The organism is Roseibium album (genome assembly GCF_001404515.1).
Classification (GTDB): domain Bacteria; phylum Pseudomonadota; class Alphaproteobacteria; order Rhizobiales; family Stappiaceae; genus Roseibium; species Roseibium album.
Window position 1 is genome coordinate 523,315 of the sequence record NZ_CXWE01000002.1, and the last position, 21,991, is coordinate 545,305.

The window sequence follows — 21,991 nt, forward strand, 5'->3', positions numbered from 1 at the left end:
ACGTCCAAGAGCTGGGACATAAAACCATTCGGGCGGGCGATCGAGATACCGTACTCTGACAACTTTTCCGCTGAAGAGTACACAAGGTTGAAACGTGGCCTGATCCCTGAGGCAATGGAAGAAAAGTGGTTCATTTATTTCGAAGATCACGAATTGCATTTCCATAGGGGCTGGACAGGCCAAGGCATTTTTCGCGTTGAATTACAGGAAGATGAGTCCGGTGACGCGTCAGTCAAGAGAGCCTTATTTGCAACCGACGACGCTGTGTCCGACATGGTGCACCTGGTGGAACTGCTCCGGTTTCTGGTTGGCAATTTACTGCTTGATCGTCGCCTTCCATTTCCCAGGTCAATGTCCTCGAGTGAGCCCGCTCCGGGCGTGATTCAGCATTCCTTTTCCGGCACGGGATATCCTGAAAAAACACTCGACAAAAAATAGTGGAACTGTACCGACCTCAGCTGCATTGACGAGTACCTGAAGCCACCTTGCATCGCACCTCTCAGGTCCTGGCCGCTACTCCTCCGGCAAGTCTCCTTCCGGTGGCTGCCAGAGTTCGATCGCATTGCCTTCCGGATCGAGAAAACGAAAAAACCTGCCGTATTCCTCATCGTCATAGCCGAGTTCGGTGACCCCGTCTGCCTTCAGGCTTGCCATCAACGCGTCGATATCCGTGACCCGCAGATTGATCATGAACCGGTTTTCGGCCGGTCCGAAATAGGACGTCTCGGATTTGAACGCCGCGACAACAGAAGGACCTGCATTCTGGTGCAGCCAGCTACCCAGACTGATGTCGAAGTGTTTCTTGTAAAACGCAGCTTGCTTGTCAGGGTCCGTGCTCTTGAAGAAAACCCCGCCGATGCCGTCGATTTTGCTGCCATGAGCCATATCCGCATGCCTTCTGTCTTGCGCTGGTGCCCCGCATCGAAGGATCATAAGTCGGGCATGACTGGGTGCCAACGAATTTTCGCAAGTTACTGCGGCTTCCAAAACGAAGAACGGCCCCGAGAGGGGCCGTTTGACAATGTCAGAACTCGAGGCTTCAGTTCTGTCGCGTTCGCCGCCTGACTATGCCCATCAGCATAACGCCACCGGCGAGAAGCGGAAGCGATGCGGGCAATGGGACGGTCGATACCGGTACCGTGGATACCGTAATCTCGTCAACGACAAGCTTCATGTATCTGGGACTGTAGCCCGGATAATAATAATTGCTTTGCACAGCCGCCGTCACCTCGAACTCGGAGGCTTTAAAATTCAAAAACGCACCGAGCGTAGAGGCAGAAGTTATCTGATAGGTATAGACGCCAGAAGTCGTACCTTTCGCAATGCGTGCGAAATCGATAACCGCCGCAAAGCGAGGCTGGTGCGCATAAATATTGTCAGATCCAACAAATCTTGAATAGATACCGTTTGGGGCATTGTGAACCCCGATCAAGTCCTTTCCAACATACAAAGATGACAAACCGTCGAAACCGGGCCTGGATATTGTGGCTCCCAGACTGAAACCGATTCCATTGTATGCAGAAGTCAACACCGGAACAGAAAACTTAACTGTTAGCAGGTTGTTGACATCCGCGGTCATAGTTATCGCGTTTGCACCCTGCGCAATCGGAAAAAAACTTGCCAGAACGACAACCATTCGCATCAAAAACTTCATCGCACACCCCCAAATTTCTTAAACCCTGGGTAGCATTGCTTTTATTGAGGTTCAACATCAAAAAATCAAACATATACTAACACTTAGAAAGAAAGTTCAGCGAAAAACATGGATTGGCTACATTTAGAAAACACACCCTTGGCTGTGTCATAACTGTGAAATCAGCCGATGCACATCGCATTTTGCCATTGGTCGAAAGCGCGAGTTAAAAACGGGCAACTACGAGCGCCCTGCCGCGAAGTCTCATACCGGCAGCCGCTCCATTTCACGCCAACGACACCAGCGCCTCACATAAAGGAACCGCATCATAATACGGCGCGGTCTTTATTGTGATCAGATCGAGCTTAAGCACTGTAATCCCGCATGCGCTGATTTCTGCGGTTTCAGCGTCCGGAACACTGCTATCGACAATCACGAAATTGAGCAGCCTGTGCGTGGGACAATCGGCACCCGCGTCCAGGCGAAGATAGGTCAAAAGCGTATGCACCCTGTCGGCGAGGTTGAGGTTCCTTGCTTCCGGGTCCTCGCCGAGACTTGGAACATAGACTTTCGGCACAGTGCGTGAGGCAACTGCCTTGCCGACACCCTTCGGCAGGAGATTGGCGACAAGGCTTGTGTAAAAACTTCCGGGTGCAAAACAGATCAGATCCGCCGTCTGAACAAGTGACCGGTTGCGATCAGGAAAGAGTGCGGTTGCCGGATCCTTGCTCTTAAGCCCGCTATTCAGGAAGAACTCCTTGATTGGCGATGTCAGCGCCGGATGTTCCTTGCCGGTCAGAAGATGCTGGCCAATGATGACCTCGCCCGACGCCAGTTCCGCACCAAGATGCAGGTTGTCGTCGGTTATCGCGCGTACCGTTCCCTGCACACCCACCAGTTTGGAAACCAGGAATATGATCGGCTCGAGTTGCTGGTTCTGCCCGAGGTAACCACCTGCCAGGATAAGATTGCCGATGCTGGCTCCGCGCAAATCGAATGTCGCAGGACACGCGGTTCGGAAGACACCCAGCTGGTTCTGGATCAGCATGCGCATCGGCTGCTCGATTGCTTCGACAAGCTGATGCGTTCCGGCAATCATGCGGTCGAGTTCAGCTTTCAGGTCGTCAGGTCTGGCGGACTTAGCGAACCTGTGGGTAAACAGGCGGAAGACTTCCGGATGACCAAGAACCGTTTCGTCTGCAAGGGCCATCAAGCGGCTTCTGAGATCACCGATAGCCGGCATGTCGAAGGCAAGGCGCAGACCCTGGGAACTGCCGCCGGAATCAAATGGCGTAACCAGGTGGACCGAGTTGTGCGTGTAGCGCTTCAAGCCTTGCGCCACGCCGTTGAGCGCCGACCCCCCGCTGAAAAACAGAAGCTGCGGTCCCAGCTTTGGATTGGACAGAAACCGCTCGATGCGGAACAGGTCCGGCATGCGCACTGCGCGGGTGATGGTGACTTCGGACATTCCAACCCCTGCTGATGAAATCATCCCGTGGCGGACTGCCGCTGCCGGTGGACCAGGTTGCTACCCGACCCATATGGCACGGAAATCGTTTACATTTGTCAATGTCGGTCCGGTGACGACCTGATCATTTATCTTTTCAAAAAATGTATGGGCGTCATTGTCTGCAAGAGCATCCGCCGCAGACACCCCGGTGGCCTCGGCCTTTGCCAATGTGTCCGGGCCGATGACAGCTCCTGCAACCTCGGCCGCACCGTCGACACCATCCGTGTCGCAGGCGATTGCATGAATGTCCTTGGTGCCCTGAAGCGCGAGCGCCAGGGCGAGGGCATATTCCGCGTTCGGACCACCGACCCCATTTCCGTTCCTAGTCACGGTCAGCTCCCCGCCCGATAGCAGCAGCAGCGGACGATCTGAACCGCTGCGTCGACGCTTGCGCTCAAGGGCGAGGTCGGCATGGGTTCGGGCCACATCGCGTGCTTCGCCTTCCAGCGCGTCGCCGAGAATTTCCACATCGCACCCGGCATCTTGTGCCATCTCCCTTGCCGCTTCCAGCGACTGCGATGGTGCGGCAAATATCGTGTTGGTGACCTCGGAAAGTGCTTCGCTTTGCGGTGACAGAACACCTGTGTTCCCATTCAACACATCACGCACGGACGCGGGAACATCAATTTTCCAACGTTCCAGGATCGCCTTGGCATCTTCAGATCGGCTGGCGTCGCCAACCGTCGGTCCCGACCCGATTTCCGCCGGGTCGTCGCCCGGCACATCCGACAGGAGCAACGCCTGCATCCGTGCCGGACTGGCGGCGGCGGCTAGCTGACCGCCCTTGACCGCACTCAGATGCTTGCGGACTGTGTTCATCTGGCCGATGGGAGCTCCCGAGTTCAGGAGTTTCTGGTTCACGTCCTGCTTCTCAGACAATGATATTTCACCTGCAGGAGCGATGAGGAGCGCAGACGCCCCCCCGGAAATCAGCGCCAGAACAAAGTCGTTGTCTTCAAGGCTGCCAACGAGATCAAGCATTCTGCGGGTTGCCACAAGACCGGCCTCATCCGGTACCGGATGGGCCGCTTCGACAATCTCGACCCCCTGGCAGGGTCGCCCATAGCCATAGCGCGTAATCACAAGCCCTTCGCAGGGACCCCAGACGTCCTCAACCGCTTCGGCCATCCGGGCAGATGCCTTGCCGGCACCGACAACAACCACACGACCGTCCGGCTTTTCAGGCAGGAAGGCTGCGAGACTTTTCATTGGATCGGCCACTTCCACAGCCCGCTGAAACAATTGACGCAGGACGGCAGCAGGCTGTTCGCTCATCAGGACTTCACCTCTTCAACTTTTGGACAGTTTGGGTTTCTTGAGCGCTGTTTTGCAAAAAAATTCAAGGGCCGATCAAGGCAAATCCGTCTTCAGGCCAAGCAAAACACTGATTCCGCGCATTTGCGCACGGTGCAATTTCGGGAATATCAATTGAGTTTTCCGGTCGGCAACATCACTTACCAATGCAACAAAGGACGGTAGCATGATGGATACGACGATCCCTGCCTTCAGCGAAGCAATTAGAAATCCGGACAACCCGGCACATATGATGGTGATCAAGGACGTGCCGCGGCGCATCCGTGTCTATGCCGGTGACACGTTGCTTGCAGATAGTAGCAACGCGCTCCGGGTGATTGAGGTCGGCAAGTCGGTTTATGACCCTGTCGTCTATATTCCGGAAGACGACCTTGTTGGTTCGCTTGAGCCGATCGAAAAGTCGACATATTGCCCGATCAAGGGCGATGCCAGCTACATTGCTCTTGATGGGGAAGAGGTCGGTTGGGTCTATCGGAATCCCATCCCCATGACTCACCGCCTGAAGGCGCATTGCGCGTTCTGGCCGGCCAAGACCCGGCTGGTTGAAGGAGACTGAAATCTGTTCCTGCGCTGCTCCGGACCTGATCCGGAGCCCTTGAAAAGCATTTGACAAGGGAGGGTCACCCTTGATTGTCACCCCTGCGCAAGCAGCAACCCCGTGGAAACAGTCTCAAAGGCGCCTCGCAACGACTGCAGCGTACCGGGTCCCGGATCTCCGCCGTTCAGCGTCCGGAATAACCATTGCCGCGTCTTCGCTTCTTTCACTCTACACCTTACGTTGCCAACTATCCCTCCACGACCGGACCAAGGCATTCCACGATCCGCATCCAGCCGCCCTCGTGATTGCTCCGGCTTTCTTCCGACGGAAACTTCACATGCGTCAGCGTAAGTTCGGTCCCGCCGTCCACTTCGACGAAATCAAGTGTTACAACACTGTCCGGTTCGGAAAACGGGCTCTCCCAGGTGAAGGCAAGCCGGCTGTGACGAGTGATTTCCTTGTAGGTTCCGGCGTGCGGAATTTGCTGGTCGCCCGCCTGCATGACGATTTCGAACCGGCCGCCCACAGTCGGGTCGGCCGTCGCCTTCGGCACTGTCATGCCCGGTCCGGGCGTCATGAATTTGGAGAGCGCTTCCGGGTTCAGCCAGGCTTCGAACACGCGTTCGGCCGGGGCCGCAAACTTGCGCGAGACCACAACACTTAGATCATTCATCATCCGGCTCCGTTTCAAGTATCTTGTCGAGCGCGTCGAGGCGTTGTGTCCAGATGGATCGCAGGTCCTGGAACCAGCGATCGATTTCACGAACCGGCCCCATGTCCGGTTCGATCAGATGCTCACGCCATTCGGTTCGCCGGCGCACCAGGCCGGCAGCTTCCAGAACCTTGATATGCTTCGACACGGCATTCAGGCTGACGTCGAAATGCCTGGCGAGATCCGTGACCCGTGTCGGTCCGTGCTGCACCAGAAGGGTCAGCAATTCGCGCCGGCGCGGATCACTCACCGCTTTCAGGATCGCGGTGAGCATCTGATCATCAGGCTTTCGTTCAACCATTTAGTTGAATTACTCCAAACGACAAAATTAGTCAACCGATTAGTTGAATGAATTTACCCATCCTCAAGGAATGGGCTCATTCGCTTATGCCCTGCCGACATCCTCGACATAGACCAGCGCCCTGCCCTGGCAGATCCGCGTGCCGTCCGACGTCCGGCAAACGGTTTCCAGGTCGACCAGGTGTTTTTCAGGTCGCAGACGCGTGACTGTCACGGTAGCGGTGAGTTCTCTGCCGACGGGCGCAGGTGCCAGAAATTCAAGACTTTGCTTCAGATAGTTCGTCCCGCGTCCCGGCAACCTGACACCAAGAAGATATGAAAACAATCCGCCGATCAGTGGGCCGGGCACGGTTTTCGGAGCCTGCGCTGTCGCCCCTGAAAGATTTGCGAATTCCAGCATGTCCTGGCCGGTATAGGTCCGCACGAGTTCCACTGTCTGTCCGATTTCCAGGGTCATGACATCTCTCCAAGGTCACAGGTGCCCGAAAGCGTGACGGCGCCGTCACCACTGCGCCTGATCTCGATCATGATCCGGCCAGGTTGATCCGGGCTCTCGGCAAACGAAAGCACCAGTTCTTCGTCGGCATAAGATGGATTTGGAAACATGAGGGTCTGCAGATCATGCTTCCGTCCGGGATAAAGCGCCTCAAGGTGCCCGAACACCCGCGCATAGAGAAGCATCCCGTGCGAAACGGTTCGCCCGAACCTGGTACGGGCCGAAAACGCGGGGTCGACATGGATTGGGTTGTCGTCACCTGAAATCCTGGCAAAGGCATCGAAATCGGCCTGTCGCGGCGTCCATGTGAACTCGTTGCGCGTCAGAACATCGGCAAGGCTCATGGGCAGGCATCCTCCGGCAGGGTTTGTGCTGAAATGCGATCTTTGAGCATGGTCTTTTGGACTTTGCCCGCGGCCGTGCGTGGCAGATCCTCGACAACGGCAAAACTTTTCGGGATCTTGTAGGGTGCCAGGCGGTTCCGGCACCATCCGGGCAGATTTCCGATCTCAATGCGTTCCCCCGGACGCAGGATCAGGAAGGCAGTCCCGACCTCCCCCCATTTTTCGTCCGGAACGCCGACAACGACTGCCTCGAGAATGGCGGGATGACCGACCAGAACCTTTTCCACCTCGGCTGGATAAACGTTCTCTCCACCCGAGATAAACATGTCCTTGATACGGTCGACGATGTAGTAGTACCCATCCTCGTCACGCCGGGCGACGTCTCCGGATTTGAGCCAGCCGTCACCCGTAAATGTTGCAGTTGTCGCCGCCTCGTTGTCCAGGTAGCCGGGCGTGATGTTCGGTCCACGAAACTGGACTTCCCCTTCGCCGGGTCCTTCGACGATCTCGCCGTCAGAACCGGCCAGCCGCACATCGGTCAGGATCTGTGGCTTTCCGACGGACCCTACCTTTTTCGCAGCATGTTCGGGATCCATCAGGAACACCGTTGGCCCGGTTTCAGTCATGCCCATGCCATTGCATATGGTGACACCGCGTTTCTGAAAATCGGCGAGCAGGTGTTTGGGAACCGGCGCGCCACCACATCCCAGCGACCGAACCTTTGAAAAATCTGTTCGGTCGATTTTGGAAGACAGCGCCATGGCCTGATAGATGGCTGGAACACCGAAGAAACTTGAAACGCTGCCGGCATTGATCAGATCAAGTACGATGTCCGGCTCGAACTTGCGCAGGATGATTGAACACCCTCCGTTCAGAAAGATCGGCAATGTCGGCAGGTTGATGCCTGCCGTGTGGAACAGCGGCAGGAAATTGATGCCCTTTTCGCCAATGCTCAAGCCCGTTGCCTGGCAGTAGTTGATCATGTTGGCATAGGCCATGCCGGCGGTCTGGACGACAGCCTTGGGCACACCCGTCGTCCCCGAAGTGAAGAGCAGGTACCACGGCGCGTCCGATCGAATCTTGCCGCAACCGATCGCCGCGGCACTTGAGCCGGTCAGCAAGACGTCGAGTGCGCTTTCACCATTGCTTGCGGCGCCAATCGGCAGCAACGCGATACCGCATTTGTCGCTTAACTCCCGTGCATTCTCCGCGAAGTGCTCATCGGCAAACAGGAGCTTTATGCCGGCGGCGGAAAGGACTGGCTCAATCTCCGCGACTGGCTGGCGCCAGTTGAGAGGAACCAGCAGAACCCCGGTCTTTTGAGCGGCAAACAAAAGCACAAAAAAATCCGGATGATTGAGACAGAGCACACCAACACGGTCACCCTTTTGCAACCCCTTTGCCAGCAACAGATTGCCGAGCCGGCTGGCCCGGCTGTTGATTTCGCAGAATGTGAAGGCACGCCCACTCTCATGATCCACGAAGGCAATGGCACCAGGCGTCAGCTCTGCCCGTTTTGCGGCCATGTCGGTCAAAAACTCCATGTGTGCTCCCAACACCGGTGTTCATTGATTTTCCGGGCGTTTCACCCGCGTTTCCCGGCAAATTTCTCCATCCCGGCGATTGTCTCCGGCCTGGCGATCAGATCGAGAAAGCTCGCCTTTTCCTGATCCAGCCGATCACGAACTTCATCAAGACGGGATACGTTCCAGATATGTCGTCGGGTTGCCTGATGGGTCTGCAGGTAACCACGCCCGATTGCGCCAACCCAACCTTTGATCGCTTGATCGAGTTGGGACGACGGGCACACGCAGGACGTCAGACCCAGAGCCAATGCCTCATTGGCGAAAACCCGCTTGTTAAGATACTGGATCTCCAGGGCCTTCGACGCTCCGACAAGGTTCGGCAAGAGGGCGGTCCAGCCACCATCCGGTCCGAAGCCGACCTCCGAATAATAGGGTTGCAGGAACGCTGTTTCGGACATTGCGTTCATATCGGCCGCCAGAAGCAATCCGGTTGATCCGCCCGTCACAGGACCGTTCACCGCCGCCAGGACGGGCGCCGGGAAACTCAGAAGGTCAAGAATGACCGAATGCAGCGCACCTACCAGGAATTCAGAATAGTCAAGCAACTCCTGCTTCGAACCGGAATGCCGGAGGAATGCGGCAATATCGCCCCCGGTCGAAAAGCTCGCCCCGCGCCCTGAAATCACAAGGGGGACAGGTGCACACGACGCTGCCTCAGCAATTGCGTCCTGAAGATCGAACAACAAGTCGGGGACCAGCGCGTTGTGGCGTTCTGGCCTGTTCAGCCAGACCCAAAGGGCGCCGGCTCTTTCTTCGGTCTCGACAAGTCGTGGCCTGTCATTCACGGCTTGATCCCGTTTTCAATCAGGTCGTAGGCGCTGGCAACCAGTTCGGAAATTGGTGTTTCGGAGTTAAAGACCACCAGCTGTTCACCAAGTGCTCTTGCGATCCCCATGAGCGCCCAGGCGCGTGTATCCGGGTCACCGATTGAAATCTGACCGGCGGCTTCGGCTTCCGTCAGGCCCGTTCGATACCCGTCGGCAAATGCACCGTAATACTCGCGGTAGGCATCGGGGTCTACGAACAAGGCTTCCTGAACGATCCGGTAGAGGTCGGGATGAGCCTTTACGAATTCCAGAAATGCTCGCAAACCGGCCTTTTCCGCTTCCAGCCTGTTCTCGATGCCCTGTGTTGCCTCGGAAATTGTGTGGCGGACAAGCCGGCCCATCTCCAGAACCAGTTCGGAAAAGACCTCTTCCTTGGTTTTGAAGTAGATGTAGAAAGTACCTTGGGCGACCCCGGCCTCACTGGTAATGTGACCGATGGAGGCATCGCTGTAGCCCTTGGCGCCAATGACACGTTCGGCGGCACCGAGAATCGCGTTTCTGGTCGCCTCGCCCCGTGCGGTTTTCGGCTGGTTGACCGGAGTCTTTTGCGACGCGTCTGTTTTTCCGATCGGCTTGTTCACGTCTGCCCTCCAAATTCATGAAACATGAATCAGTATTCATGTTTGGTTTGCGAAAGCAATAGCCTTCTTCAAGTGATTGAAAACATTGATTTCAGGAAAGCTGGACATTCGACCGCAATTGCTGATCGAACCTGCGGCTCTCGATCAACGACTCTATGACGTTTGGACGCATCAACAGGAATTGACCTTGATCAAGGCAATTAGTCTGATTATGCAGTTTTGAATAGTTTAAAGGTACCTGCTAGTCTGACTTCAGAGGAAACGGGACCTGAAGCACGAAACCGCTGTGACGCGATCTCAGGCGGGTTACCAGGAGAGGCGCCGGCCACGAGAAGCCGGCGAATATGAGGACCGGTATCATGGATGTGAATGCGTATCTCGAAGAACGCCTGAGCAAACTTCATGACAATGGCAACTACCGGGTGTTTGCCGATCTCGAACGACACGCAGGTGACTTCCCGCGCGCATCCCGTTACCGCGAAGACGGATCCGTACAGGACGTGACTGTCTGGTGTTCCAACGATTACCTCGGCATGGGTCAGCACGACAAAGTCGTCGGTGCGATGCAGGATGTCATCACCAAATGCGGTGCAGGCGCCGGTGGTACGCGCAACATTTCAGGCACCAACCACTATCACGTGCTTCTTGAGCGTGAACTTGCAGACCTCCACGCCAAGGAAGCTGCACTGATCTTCACATCCGGCTACGTTTCAAACTGGGCTGCTCTTGGAACGCTCGCGTCCCAGGTTCCGGGCATGATCGTCTACTCGGACAGCCTGAACCACGCGTCCATGATCGAAGGCATCCGCCATTCCCGATGCGAAAAGCGGGTCTTCAAGCACAACGACTATGAAGATCTCGAGCGACTGATGGCAGCGGACGATCCGGCCGCTCCGAAGATGGTCGCTTTCGAAAGCGTCTATTCCATGGACGGCGATATCGCTCCGATCAGGGAAATCTGCGACGTCGCCGACAAGTTCGGTGCCCTGACCTATCTCGACGAGGTTCATGCAGTCGGCATGTACGGTCCGCGCGGTGGCGGTGTCGCCGAACGCGAAGGCCTGATGGACAGGTTGACCGTTATTGAAGGCACGCTTGGCAAGGCTTTTGGCGTCATGGGAGGCTACATCACCGGCAGCAAGACTGTTGTTGATTTCGTCCGCTCCTTCGCCTCCGGCTTCATCTTCACCACGGCGCTTCCGCCGGCTCTTGCAGCAGGTGCGACCGAATCCATCAAGCATCTGAAGAACAGCCCGTTCGAGCGCAAGGCACACAAGGACCGGGTCGCTCAGGTTCGCGCGGCACTCGACAAGCGCGGCATTCCGCATATGGAAAACCCGAGCCACATCGTCCCTGTGATGGTAGGCGACGCCAAGAAGTGCAAATGGATCTCCGACATCCTGCTGGAGACCTACGGCATCTACGTTCAGCCGATCAACTATCCGACCGTCCCGGTCGGCACGGAACGGCTGCGCTTCACGCCGACACCGCTACACACGGCTGCGGATATCGAGCATCTTGCCGATTCGATCAATGATCTGTGGTCGCAGTGCGCACTGGCGCGCGCAGTGGCCTGACATTCTCCTTCTCCTCCCGGAAGGTTCAACCTCACCCCGCCCTTAACGGGCGGGTTTCTTTTTTCGGCACGGTCTGAAAGAGAGGTTGCGGCTATATCAGTGTCAATTCCTGCGCCCAGCCGACTCAATTCTTTTTCCTTTTCCTTCACCTGCCCTAGCTACCTCCAGGTGTCTGCACTGTGGGGAGCGGTATTATGAGAATCGCAATTGCCTTCGTCGCCTTGTTCCTGCTCTTGGTAAATCCGGCAATATCCGAAGAACTCGACCTCGAACTCGTTCTGCTTGCCGATGCCACCGGATCGATTGACGAGGCCGAAATCCGGTTTCAGCGCGCCGGATATGCCGAGGCGATCACGGATCCGTCAGTTCTCAACGCAATCGCCAGCAACGCTTACGGCAAAATTGTCGTCACCTATGTCGAATGGGCCGACCAGCTTTCGCAGGATGTCGTCGTCGACTGGACGGTGATCGATGGCCCGGCATCCGCGCAGGCATTCGCCGCCAAGCTGATGGAGGCGCCACGCCAGGCCTACGGACGCAATGCCATTGGAGCAGCCCTGCTGAAGGGCAAGGAACTCATCGACACCAATTCCTATCAGGGCTTGCGGCGGGTTATCGATTTGTCCGCGGACAGCGCCAATAACTGGAATGGACCGCCGATCCGCGGAGCCAGGGACATTGTCGTTTCCGCCGGCATTGTTATCAACGGCCTCGCTGTCCTGTGCCGGCATTGTTCCGGCCGGCCTGTGTCCTACGATCTGGAACAGAGATTTTACGACGAGATAATCGGTGGACCTGCAGCATTCGTCGTGACGGCGGACAGCGCCGAAACCTTCGCTGACGCCGTGCGCAAGAAACTGATCCTCGAAATCGCGACCCGGCCACAAGATGCCGAGCGCATCCTGCTGCAACTGACCGGAATGCAGCACAAAAGGGCATTGATTCGGTGACAACACCAATCGATCGCGGCGATCACATTTTCCTTCTCCGGTAAATTCACAATTGCCACACGGGAGTGTCATCTGCTTATGATTTGAAAGTGCGTGAGGTGGCCCGCACTTATGGTGCCGTGGGCTTCGGGAGAAAGAACGTAATGGCCACCGGTCTATTGATGCTGGCGATGTTTACGGTCTGCTACACGCTGCTGGCAAAAAAACTGAACAACGGAATTCTGACGGCACCAATCCTGTTCATAGGTTTTGGTTATCTGATGGCGATGACCGGAATGATGCCGCTTGCGGAGGCAGAGCATCTCCTCCATATCGTCGCTGAACTTGCCCTGATCATTCTGCTGTTCCTGGATGCCGCCCAGATCAACCTGAAAGCACTCAGGAAGCGTCATCAGTGGCCTTTCAGAATGCTGCTGATCGGCCTGCCACTGGCCGTCCTTCTCGGAACGGCCGCAGCAGCGCCCTTCATGACGACTTATCCACTGATTGTCGCGGCACTCGCGGCAGCGCTGCTCGCACCGACGGATGCGGCTCTGGGACAGGCGGTCGTCACCAACGAGGCCGTGCCGGAGCGGGTGCGGCGCGCGCTTACGCTCGAAAGCGGACTGAATGACGGCCTTGCGCTGCCGGTAATCCTGCTCTTCGCCAGCCTGACTGCGGAAGTGATGCATCAGGATGCAACAAACTGGCTGCTGTTCGGAGCCAAGCAACTTGTCTTTGGACCACTCGTCGGTGGGGTCATGGGGACAATCGGCGGCATACTTTTCCTCGCTGCAAAACGCCGCAAGATGACATCTGCGACTATCGAAGGCATAGGCGCTATTGCGATGGCGGGCGCGGCCTATCTTTCTGCCGGAATGGTAGACGGCAACGGCTTCATTTCAGCCTTCATCGCCGGTCTGTGTTTCGGCAATGTCATCAAGGGTCAATGCGCCTTCATCTATGAATTCACCGAAAGCGAAGGGCAGATGCTGTCCTGGGGCGCATTTTTCCTGATCGGACTTGCAGTGTTGCCGGAAGCCCTCGCGCATCTCGACGCGTCCAGTCTGGCTATCATTCTGATCAGTCTTTTCGTGGTGCGCCCGCTTGCCGTCTGGATATCGTTGTCCGGAACCGATGCCGCACCGCTCACGAAACTCTTTTTCGGCTGGTTCGGGCCACGGGGCCTTGCGACTGCCCTCTTCGCACTCCTGATCGTCGACCAGATAGATCACGAGATCGGCGAATATTTATTGAACCTCGCCGTGAACGCTGTCTGGATCAGTGCCGTTCTGCACGGTGTCACGGCAGTTCCTTTCGCAAGATGGTACGGGGCCCGCATGTCGGATCAGGAGGGCGCAGCTGAAATGGCAGCAGTCCCGCCCATGCGACCGGAGGACCCTGCCGATCCAGCCTAGACCCATCGCACCTATAATGATTCAGCCAGGGTTTCAGGACATGTCCGAAGCCGATAGCCGGGGGAAGAAATGAAAAAACAAGTTGTTGCCACCTTGAGCGAATTGCCGGACCGGGATCCGCAATATGCACTGGTCGCCGATGTTGATCTCGTGATTGTCCGGTTCGACGACGAGATCTCCGTCTTCTATGGCCGGTGTCTGCACCGCGGCGCGCTGATGTCCGATGGCTATGTGCAGGGAGACAATCTGATCTGCGGCGTTCACTATTGGGACTACAAGGTCGACAGCGGGGTCTCGGAATACAACAATTCCGAAGCGCTTCCAAAGTTCCAGAGCTGGGTTGAAGGCGATGAAGTTCTTGTCGACGAAGACGAGATTGCCGCCTGGGCACAACAGAACCCGCAGCCGTTCCAGCGCGATCAGTACCTCGGCCTTTATGCCGATACCAGTCATGGCACAGAAGAAGAACCGTATAACGGCCTGATCCAGCAATACGCGCGGGATGGACTGACCAAGACCGGCCATCACGGCCGGGTTGACGCCATGGGTGTGCCACGCAACCAGTTGCCCGACTGGGACGACATTCAGATCCTGACGGCCCAGCTGCAGCGTTTTCCCCTCCTGGACGAGGACCCGGTCGGCACCGATGTCGTGATCGGACCGAACGCGCAAAAGCCCCTTCGTCTGAAGATCCCTCTTTTTGTATCGGACATGAGCTACGGCGCCCTGTCCGAGCCTGCCAAGGTCGCGCTCGCCCGTGGAGCGGAACTTGCGGGGACCGGCATCTGTTCAGGTGAAGGCGGCATGCTGCCTGAAGAACAGGAAGCCAATTCCCGTTACTTCTACGAGCTGGCGTCCGCGCGCTTTGGTTTTGACTGGGCCAAGCTCGACAATGTTCAGGCATTCCACTTCAAGGGGGGTCAGGGCGCCAAGACGGGAACCGGCGGTCATCTGCCGGGCGCAAAGGTCAAGGGCAAGATCGCCGAGGTACGTGGATTGAAGGAAGGTACAGACGCGATCTCGCCGCCACGTTTTCCGGACTGGACGGAAAATGCGCAGATCAGGGAATTCGCTGATGAAGTGCGCACCCGAACCGGAGGTATTCCAATCGGCTACAAGCTATCCGCCCAGCATATCGAAAAGGATATCGATGCGGCACTGGAGGTCGGCGTCGACTACATTATTCTGGATGGGCGCGGCGGTGGCACGGGCGCAGCACCGATCATCTTCAGGGACAACATCTCCGTCCCCACTATCCCGGCACTTGCCCGCGCCCGGCGTCACCTCGACAAACTCGGTCGAAATGACATCAGCCTGGTGATAACCGGAGGCCTGCGAAAGCCGGCTGACTTTGTAAAGGCTCTTGCACTGGGAGCAGACGCAGTTGCCATTTCCAATTCGGCCATGCAGGCCATCGGCTGCATCGCCATGCGTGCCTGTCACACCAACAACTGCCCGGTGGGTATCGCCACCCAGAAACCACATCTGGTCAGCCGTCTGCAGATCGAAAAATCGGCACGCCAGCTTACCAACTTCTTCGAAGCCTCGGTTGAATTGATGCAGGTGATGGCCAGGGCCTGCGGCTATTCGCATCTGAACGAGTTCTGTCCGGATGATCTGACAACCTGGAAGCGCGAAATGTCGGACTTGTCCGGCGTTGCCTATGGCGGCATTTCCTGACCTAACCGGGACGTTTTGAGGGAGAAAATCATGACTGTTGAACCGCTTGACTGGATCAAGGTCGGACACATCGACGAATTGCCGGAAGGCCGTGTGAGAACCGTCACCGCACGCACTACCTCGATCTGCCTGTCTCATTTCGACGGGCAGTGGGCGGCCATGGACAATCATTGTCCACACCAGCGAGGTCCCCTCGGAGAAGGGTCGATAGAAAAGGGAAGCGACGGCAAGTGCTGGATCCGCTGTCCCTGGCACGGTTGGGATTTCGACCCGCTGACCGGTAAACCACCAGGCGGCCACGAAGACAGTGGCCAGGACCTCTATCCGCTCAAGATCGAGGACGGTGAAATCTTCGTCGGCCTCGAGGCCGAACCGGAGCACGAGCGCACGGTAACGGACGTCATGGCCGAGACAATGGTCAACTGGGGTGTAAAACGCGTCTTCGGCATGGTCGGTCACTCCAATCTCGGTCTGGCGGATGCGATCCGGTTGCAGGTCAACAAGGGCAATCTGGACTATGTCGGCATCCGTCACGAAGGTGCCGCTGCCTTTGCAGCGTCTGCCTACGGCAAGCTGACCGGCAAGCCTGCGGCCTGCCTGACCATCGCCGGCCCCGGGGCAACAAATCTCATGACGGGTCTTTGGGACGCAAAGGTCGACCGGGCGCCTGTTCTGGCGCTCACAGGTCAGGTTCAGACCCAGGTCTTCGGCCCCGGAGCATTTCAGGATATCGATCTGAAATCTGCCTTCGAAGCCGTCTCCCGCTTTTCCCAGCCGGTGCTGAGCACATCCAACCACGCGGAACTCATGTCGCTGGCGCTCAAGACGGCCATCGTTGAGCGCGATGTTGCCAACCTGATCTTTCCTGACGATGTCCAGACGAACCCGAGCCAAAAGGAAGCGGGGCATCCGGAAGGGCGCATGGGTGGAACTGAAGTTTCGCCTTCCGCAGGCGATCTCGCCAAGGCCGCCGAATTGATAAACGGCGCAAAGAGGCCAACGATCGTTCTCGGTTACGGCGCCAAGGATGTCCGTGAGAAAGTGATCGCACTGGCGGAAAAAATCGGCGCGCCGGTCATGACCACTTTCAAGGGCAAGGGTCTCATTCCGGACACGCATCCGCTTGCCGCCGGAGTGCTCGGGCGCTCCGGGACTCCCATCGCAAGCTGGTTCATGAACGAAGCTGATCTGATCATCTCGCTCGGATCGTCCTTTGCAAATCACACCGGGATCGCACCCTACAAGCCCATTATCCAGGTGGATTTCGAGCGCATGCAGCTCGGCAAGTTCCATCCGGTAACATTGCCGGTCTGGGGGGAAATCGGCACATTCTGCGATGAAATAGCAACCAGGGTGGACAAGGCTGGCGATGCCGTCGATCAGGTGACCGAACTCGTCGAGAGATGGGCGATCTGGCGGGAAGAAAAGGAAACGAGACTATCCGAAGACAGCGGACACGGCATACATTCCGCTGCCGTTTTCAAGGCCTTGACCGAGCTCTGCCCGGACGATGCCATCATCCCGGTCGACGTCGGCAACAACACCTATTCCTTCGGCAGGTATTTCGAACCGCGCGGCCAGCGCATCCTGATGTCTGGTTACCTGGGCTCGATCGGTTTCAGCTTGCCGGCCGCGCTCGGAGCCTGGTGCGCGACCCGGGATTTCGCGGAATACAAGGGTCGAAAGGTGATCTCGATCTCGGGCGACGGCGGATTCGGTCAATACGCGATGGAGTTTACGACCGCAGTCAAATACGGCATGAACATAACGCATATTCTTCTCAACAATTCAGAGCTCGGAAAAATCTCCAAGGAACAAAGGTCGGGTGAATGGCCTGTCTGGGAAACCAACCTCACCAACCCCTCCTTTGCCGCCTTTGCACGTCTTTGCGGCGGTCACGGCCATCGGGTCACGGATTCAGCTGAGTTGAACGACGCAATCAGGACTGCAATTACCCATGACGGCCCGTCCCTTGTGGAAATAGTAACAGACGCGGATTTAGTGTGAGGAAATAGGAGATAGTCTTGTCACCGCGGCACAGTCAGGCAGCAGTGACAAGACGACAACTGAGGGAGAACGCATATTGCAAACTGCAGAGTTTCTCATTGATCTGGGCCGCTACTACCTGATGGCCGGCGGTGTCGTTGCCGCGTTGTTCCTTGTTATCGGCATCGACCGTGTGGAGCCTTCTGCGCATGGTTCCTACGCCTTCCGTCCACTGTTGATACCGGGCATCTGCCTGATATGGCCGCTGGTGCTGTATCGCTGGTTCGTTCTTGAAAAACATGGCGAGGACCGGCGATGAAACGCGCGCACCGCACAGCGCATGCCCGCATCTGGACCGTTCTCGTGGTGTTGCTTCCGCTGGCCTTTTTCACTGTTCTCGCCCTGCGTCAGTCTCCGCCTGCCGACAGGCCGGCTGTCCTGATTGAAGCGCCCACGGGTGGCAATAGCGGTACGGAGACCACTCAATGAGTGTGCAATACACACCGGTCATCTGGAACCGGAACAAGATCCTTTACGATGCCGTTCTGCTGATTGCGGTCGCACTTTATCTGTACATCTACATTCGTGTTGCGCCCGGATTTGAGGATGTGACCAAGCCTCTTGACGGCGCGATCCTGCGTATGCGCGCCTTCGGCAGCTGCGCCTTCCTGATGTTGACTGTCATCTTGTGCATCGGCCCGCTGGCACGCCTCGACAGACGGTTCCTGCCGCTGCTCTACAACCGCCGGCACTTCGGCGTGATGACGGCCGGCATCGCAGCGGTTCACGCCAACTACGTGCTTGGCTGGTACTATGCGTTCTCGCCGACCGACCAGTATGTGGCGTTGCTCTCTTCGAACACAAGTTACGGACAGATCCTCGGATTTCCGTTTGAAACGCTCGGTATCGCGGCCCTCCTGATCCTGTTCGTCCTGGCGGCAACAAGCCATGATTTCTGGCTGAGTTTCCTGGGCGCGCCGATCTGGAAGGCGCTGCATATGTTCATCTATGCCGCCTACACCTTTGTCGTGCTTCACGTCGCACTCGGTGCGCTTCAGGGAACCGGCGACCCGATTTTCACCAGTGTCGTTGCCGCAAGCGTTGTACTGGTGTCCGCACTCCATTTCGCAACCGGACGCATGGAGGCAAGGCGGGACCGCGGCGACGAGACCGCAAAAGCCTCTCTTCAGGAAAAAGGCTGGCTGGTTGCGGGAGAGATTGACGAAATCGACGTCGATTGCGCCAAGGTCGTGACCCTGGCGGACGATGAACGGGTTGCCATATTCAAATATGACGGCAAGCTGTCGGCGATCACCAACGCCTGTGCCCACCAGAACGGCCCCCTGGGCGAAGGCAAGGTGTTGTGGGGCTGCATTACCTGTCCCTGGCACGGTTACCAGTACAATCTGACGGACGGCCGCGCTCCCGCGCCCTTTACCGAAAAGATTTCGACCTACCGGCTGAAACTGATCGGCTCGACCATCCTGCTCGATCCCAACGCGTTGCCACCCGGCACGCATGTCGACCCGGTTGTTATTGGAGAAGCGGCATGAGCTGGAAACAAACCAAGGACGCCCCGTTTTTTGTCGGTTATCTGAACGCGGTTCCAAAGCAGCTCGTAACCTTTCTGCTGGTTTTTTCGGTCTGCTTTGCCGGTGGTCTCGGTATCGCCGCCCTGGCACTTTCCTCCACACAGAATGATCCTGGAGACGGCGGCTTCCAGTGGGGCAACCGGTTTGAAAATATCGGGATCATGGAGCTCCGCCCCTACCCCGTCCTGCGCGTTGCAGCAGATGCAGACAACCCCGCCCGAACCTACATGCTCTCCGGGCAAGGAAAACGCGGTGTCTTCAAACAGGCGGAACAGCACCACGACAACGCTGTGCTCCTGCGTGGAATTCCGGTCAAGCGTGGTGATCTCACCATGATTCAGGTTAATGTCCGGCGTATCGAGGCTGCTGAAGGCGAAGGCGCGGATTTCACTCCCTCCGAACCGGTTCAACTCGGGCGCTGGAAACTGACAGGAGAGATCTGCGACGGCAAATGCTATGCCGGTGCCATGCGTCCAGGTCAGGGCCTTGCCCACAAGGCCTGTGCCGATCTCTGCCTGACTGGCGGCATTCCGCCGGTCTTTGTGTCGTCAGGGCCTGTCGAAAACCGCAATTTCTTCCTGATGGCGGACAAGGACGGCAATCTCCTCGGCGACGAAATCAAGCCGTTGCTCGCACTTTTTGTCGAGTTGGAAGGTGATGTCGAGCGGCTTGACGATCTGATGGTCTTCAAGGTCGATCTGGCAAAGGCGAGGATATTGAGATGAGTGAACCGACGCCTGCGCCGGCCTGGCAAACCATATTGATTTCCCTGGTCCTGACGGGAGCACTTGTTGCTGTTGCCTATTATGTCTGGATTTATGCCAATATCGGCGTCCGCCAGTCGGACTATACCAAAGGGACGCTTTTGACCGATTTGAGGTTCTTTGTCGGGTTACTCGCTGTGTTTCTTGCCCTGACGGTTCTCGATCGGATCATCAATTTCGTGAAGTCGAAAATCAGCGGCGAACACTAGGCCTCTCGCGGGACAAGTTCGTCGCCGAACCGCTTGGCACGCGTTCGCGGTTGCCGAGGTTTGACTGGAGGTCCGGGCAAGCTACAGGACAAAAAAAAGCAAGTTCCATCGGATGGTACAGGCCTTTGTTGCCTTGCAGCACTAGTCTGAAATCAGCTTCAGCAACAACTCATTGAACCTGTCTGGCTCTTCCATATGAGGTGCATGGCCCGATCGCTCGAAAAGATGAAGGTGAAAGTCGGGCACATTCTCTTCATGCCATTGATGGACACCGGGTCCGTAGAGCTGGCTTCTGCACCCGGCAGCAAGGTGAAAAGGCACCGGAAATTCTCCGAGCAGCTGCCTGAAGTCCTGCGCGGTCAGCGACGCCCACATCGGACGAAGCAGAACCGGGTCGGCCTTTGCAATTTCGTTACGCGCCAATTCCCTTGAATCCGGTTTCGACGTGAGCCCGTCAGCAAATAATCGACCAGCGATCCGTCCGGGCAGCTTGGGCCAGTCCGCGACGATTGCATTGAGGAAGACCTGGTTGAGATCGGCCGTCAGACCGTTGAGCGTCCCGTTCTGCCAGTCCGCTGTGTTCAGGACTTTCGGCGTCATGTCGATCGCGACGAGAGAAGACAGGCGATCTGCTCCGAAACGCTCGATCATCGCATAAGCGACGAGCGCTCCCATCGACCAGCCACAAACCACGGCATCGAAGATCTCCCGTGTCACCAGTTCCGCGTGGAGAGCCTCGGCTGCCGCTTCAATCGTCAATGGAAGGCGGTTGCCTGTTTTTCCGTGCCCCGGCAAATCGGGTACGAGGCAGCGCGCTTCTGAGTGAAGACAATCGATCTGGCCTTGAAAAAACTGACCGGGACAGGACCAGCCATGAATGAGGACCAGCGGCCGACCGTTCCCCTTGTCCCGAATATGAAGCCCGACTTCGCTCACGCACGCCCCGCACGCAATCTTCCGACGATCCCGCTCGGAAAGAAATACACAGAGAGAATAAAAAGGACACCCAGCCAGAGCAGCCACCGCTCCGGTGCGACCAGCGTGGATACCAGCGGGACCGCGCTTGTCGCCTCGGCGGCAACCCCCATCAGGTTCTGCAAATAGGTCTGCGCCAGGATGAACAGTGTTGCTCCGAGGACGGCTCCGTAAAGCGTGCCCATACCGCCAATCACGACCATCAGCAATATGTCGATCATGATTTCCATCGATAGCGTCGTCGCCGGGCCAGTATAGCGCAGCCAGATGGCAAGCAGTGACCCTGCCAGTGCTGCCATCACGGCGGAAAGCACTGTTGCGGTCGTCCGGTACCAGACAACACGATAGCCGATAGCTTCCGCCCTGAAGGCATTATCGCGAACCGCCTTCAGCGTGCGCCCGAAAGGTGAATTGACGACCCTGAGCATAATCAGGAACAAGACGGCAGACGCGAAAAAAACGAGATAGTAAGCCACGAGCTTGCCGTTGATCCTGACACCGAGAACCTTTTCCTTTACGAGCTTGAAGGCTGGTGTCAGTTCGCGCGGGATCTTGTAGTTGAGGCCATCCTCGCCGCCCGTCAGCCAGGACATCTGCGAGACGAAAACTGCAAATGCGCTCGCGACCGCCAGTGTGACCATCGCAAAGAATATCGCCTTGACGCGCAGCGAGAACAACCCGATCGCAAGCGCGAAAAGTGCCGCGACCAGGGCACCTGCAAGTGTCCCCCAGATGAGGGAGCCGTAGCTCGGACCGGACGTGTTGAGCGCAAGCGCGGTGCCATATGCACCGATACCGAAGAACATTGTGTGGGCGAAGGAGACGATGCCTGAATAGCCGAGCAGTAGATCGTAGCTTGCCACCAGCACGATGAAGATGCAGATCCGGGCGGCAGTCTCAAGCGACTTGGTTCCCGGAAAGAGGAAGGGTGCGAAGGCAAGGGAGATCAGAACGATCAGCAGGAGAACGGTCAAAAGGCCACTGCGTGGCGTGTCCCCGGAAAGAAGTCTGGTGAGCATG

At 57.1% G+C, this 21,991-nt stretch carries 25 protein-coding genes; 12 read left to right on the forward strand and 13 right to left on the reverse strand.

The window, feature by feature from the left end:
* Positions 1 to 87 precede the first annotated feature (87 nt).
* A complete protein-coding gene (locus tag LA5095_RS32335; RefSeq protein ID WP_145902520.1) occupies positions 88 to 438 on the forward strand; it encodes a hypothetical protein in 351 nt (116 codons plus the stop codon).
* A gap of 75 nt (positions 439 to 513) precedes the next feature.
* On the opposite strand, the gene LA5095_RS07625 is transcribed toward LA5095_RS32335, so the two are convergent.
* The 4 genes from LA5095_RS07625 to LA5095_RS07640 form a co-directional block, all read right to left on the reverse strand.
* On the reverse strand, positions 514 to 885 hold the full coding sequence (locus tag LA5095_RS07625; protein ID WP_055114272.1) for a VOC family protein: 372 nt from the start codon (positions 883 to 885) through the stop codon (positions 514 to 516).
* Between the two features lie 154 nt (positions 886 to 1,039).
* A complete protein-coding gene (locus LA5095_RS07630) occupies positions 1,040 to 1,654 on the reverse strand; it encodes a VPLPA-CTERM sorting domain-containing protein (RefSeq protein ID WP_055113596.1) in 615 nt (204 codons plus the stop codon).
* Positions 1,655 to 1,919: 265 nt separating this feature from the next.
* Positions 1,920 to 3,101, reverse strand: coding sequence for a GAK system CofD-like protein (locus tag LA5095_RS07635; protein ID WP_055113598.1), 1,182 nt, complete (start codon positions 3,099 to 3,101; stop codon positions 1,920 to 1,922).
* Positions 3,102 to 3,161: 60 nt separating this feature from the next.
* Complete coding sequence (locus tag LA5095_RS07640; RefSeq protein WP_055113600.1) at positions 3,162 to 4,418, reverse strand: glycerate kinase type-2 family protein; 1,257 nt, start codon at positions 4,416 to 4,418, stop codon at positions 3,162 to 3,164.
* A 205-nt stretch (positions 4,419 to 4,623) separates the two neighbouring features.
* Here LA5095_RS07640 and LA5095_RS07645 point away from each other — a divergent pair, with 205 nt between their 5' ends.
* On the forward strand, positions 4,624 to 5,013 hold the full coding sequence (locus tag LA5095_RS07645; RefSeq protein WP_144435918.1) for a DUF427 domain-containing protein: 390 nt from the start codon (positions 4,624 to 4,626) through the stop codon (positions 5,011 to 5,013).
* 229 nt (positions 5,014 to 5,242) lie between these two features.
* Here the strand turns inward: LA5095_RS07645 and LA5095_RS07650 are convergent, their stop codons facing one another.
* The 7 genes from LA5095_RS07650 to LA5095_RS07680 form a co-directional block, all read right to left on the reverse strand.
* On the reverse strand, positions 5,243 to 5,668 hold the full coding sequence (locus LA5095_RS07650) for an SRPBCC family protein (RefSeq protein WP_055114274.1): 426 nt from the start codon (positions 5,666 to 5,668) through the stop codon (positions 5,243 to 5,245).
* Positions 5,661 to 6,008 carry an ArsR/SmtB family transcription factor gene (locus LA5095_RS07655; RefSeq protein ID WP_055113603.1) on the reverse strand — a complete coding sequence of 116 codons (348 nt, stop codon included), beginning with the start codon at positions 6,006 to 6,008 and terminating at the stop codon, positions 5,661 to 5,663. The genes LA5095_RS07650 and LA5095_RS07655 overlap by 8 nt, the downstream gene beginning before the upstream one ends.
* Positions 6,009 to 6,092: 84 nt before the next feature.
* Positions 6,093 to 6,464, reverse strand: coding sequence for a hotdog family protein (locus LA5095_RS07660; RefSeq protein ID WP_055113605.1), 372 nt, complete (start codon positions 6,462 to 6,464; stop codon positions 6,093 to 6,095).
* Positions 6,461 to 6,847, reverse strand: coding sequence for a MaoC family dehydratase (locus LA5095_RS07665; RefSeq protein WP_055113607.1), 387 nt, complete (start codon positions 6,845 to 6,847; stop codon positions 6,461 to 6,463). The genes LA5095_RS07660 and LA5095_RS07665 overlap by 4 nt, the downstream gene beginning before the upstream one ends.
* A complete protein-coding gene (locus LA5095_RS07670) occupies positions 6,844 to 8,391 on the reverse strand; it encodes an AMP-binding protein (RefSeq protein WP_055113609.1) in 1,548 nt (515 codons plus the stop codon). Before LA5095_RS07670 ends, LA5095_RS07665 begins: the two co-directional genes overlap by 4 nt.
* Positions 8,392 to 8,432: 41 nt before the next feature.
* A complete protein-coding gene (locus LA5095_RS07675) occupies positions 8,433 to 9,218 on the reverse strand; it encodes an enoyl-CoA hydratase/isomerase family protein (protein ID WP_055113611.1) in 786 nt (261 codons plus the stop codon).
* Positions 9,215 to 9,841: a TetR/AcrR family transcriptional regulator gene (locus tag LA5095_RS07680; protein WP_055113613.1), complete on the reverse strand. Its 627-nt coding sequence runs from the start codon at positions 9,839 to 9,841 to the stop codon at positions 9,215 to 9,217. The genes LA5095_RS07675 and LA5095_RS07680 overlap by 4 nt, the downstream gene beginning before the upstream one ends.
* A gap of 359 nt (positions 9,842 to 10,200) precedes the next feature.
* Between LA5095_RS07680 and hemA the strand changes: the two genes are divergently transcribed.
* The 10 genes from hemA to LA5095_RS07725 all read left to right on the forward strand — a co-directional run bounded on the left by hemA (position 10,201) and on the right by LA5095_RS07725 (position 19,996).
* Complete coding sequence (gene hemA / locus LA5095_RS07685) at positions 10,201 to 11,418, forward strand: 5-aminolevulinate synthase (RefSeq protein ID WP_055113615.1); 1,218 nt, start codon at positions 10,201 to 10,203, stop codon at positions 11,416 to 11,418.
* Positions 11,419 to 11,612: 194 nt separating this feature from the next.
* A complete protein-coding gene (locus tag LA5095_RS07690) occupies positions 11,613 to 12,368 on the forward strand; it encodes a DUF1194 domain-containing protein (RefSeq protein WP_055113618.1) in 756 nt (251 codons plus the stop codon).
* 143 nt (positions 12,369 to 12,511) lie between these two features.
* Positions 12,512 to 13,765 carry a cation:proton antiporter gene (locus LA5095_RS07695; RefSeq protein ID WP_055114276.1) on the forward strand — a complete coding sequence of 418 codons (1,254 nt, stop codon included), beginning with the start codon at positions 12,512 to 12,514 and terminating at the stop codon, positions 13,763 to 13,765.
* Positions 13,766 to 13,834: 69 nt separating this feature from the next.
* Entirely contained in the window at positions 13,835 to 15,445 is a 1,611-nt protein-coding gene (locus LA5095_RS07700; RefSeq protein ID WP_055113620.1) for a glutamate synthase-related protein, read from the forward strand.
* A 30-nt stretch (positions 15,446 to 15,475) separates the two neighbouring features.
* Complete coding sequence (locus LA5095_RS07705) at positions 15,476 to 17,452, forward strand: thiamine pyrophosphate-dependent enzyme (RefSeq protein ID WP_055113623.1); 1,977 nt, start codon at positions 15,476 to 15,478, stop codon at positions 17,450 to 17,452.
* Positions 17,453 to 17,528: 76 nt separating this feature from the next.
* On the forward strand, positions 17,529 to 17,750 hold the full coding sequence (locus tag LA5095_RS07710; RefSeq protein WP_055113626.1) for a hypothetical protein: 222 nt from the start codon (positions 17,529 to 17,531) through the stop codon (positions 17,748 to 17,750).
* Complete coding sequence (locus LA5095_RS32905) at positions 17,747 to 17,920, forward strand: hypothetical protein (protein ID WP_186009619.1); 174 nt, start codon at positions 17,747 to 17,749, stop codon at positions 17,918 to 17,920. The genes LA5095_RS07710 and LA5095_RS32905 overlap by 4 nt, the downstream gene beginning before the upstream one ends.
* Positions 17,917 to 18,984 (forward strand): Rieske 2Fe-2S domain-containing protein, encoded by a 1,068-nt coding sequence (locus LA5095_RS07715; RefSeq protein WP_055113627.1) that lies wholly within the window; start codon positions 17,917 to 17,919, stop codon positions 18,982 to 18,984. The genes LA5095_RS32905 and LA5095_RS07715 overlap by 4 nt, the downstream gene beginning before the upstream one ends.
* Positions 18,981 to 19,748, forward strand: a complete 768-nt coding sequence (locus LA5095_RS07720) for a hypothetical protein (RefSeq protein ID WP_055113629.1) — start codon at positions 18,981 to 18,983, stop codon at positions 19,746 to 19,748. Before LA5095_RS07715 ends, LA5095_RS07720 begins: the two co-directional genes overlap by 4 nt.
* A complete protein-coding gene (locus tag LA5095_RS07725; protein ID WP_055113631.1) occupies positions 19,745 to 19,996 on the forward strand; it encodes a hypothetical protein in 252 nt (83 codons plus the stop codon). Before LA5095_RS07720 ends, LA5095_RS07725 begins: the two co-directional genes overlap by 4 nt.
* Before the next feature lie 141 nt (positions 19,997 to 20,137).
* On the opposite strand, the gene LA5095_RS07730 is transcribed toward LA5095_RS07725, so the two are convergent.
* Positions 20,138 to 20,932 carry an alpha/beta fold hydrolase gene (locus tag LA5095_RS07730; RefSeq protein ID WP_055113633.1) on the reverse strand — a complete coding sequence of 265 codons (795 nt, stop codon included), beginning with the start codon at positions 20,930 to 20,932 and terminating at the stop codon, positions 20,138 to 20,140.
* Positions 20,929 to 21,990 (reverse strand): branched-chain amino acid ABC transporter permease, encoded by a 1,062-nt coding sequence (locus tag LA5095_RS07735; RefSeq protein ID WP_055113635.1) that lies wholly within the window; start codon positions 21,988 to 21,990, stop codon positions 20,929 to 20,931. The genes LA5095_RS07730 and LA5095_RS07735 overlap by 4 nt, the downstream gene beginning before the upstream one ends.
* Position 21,991: the final 1 nt, after the last annotated feature.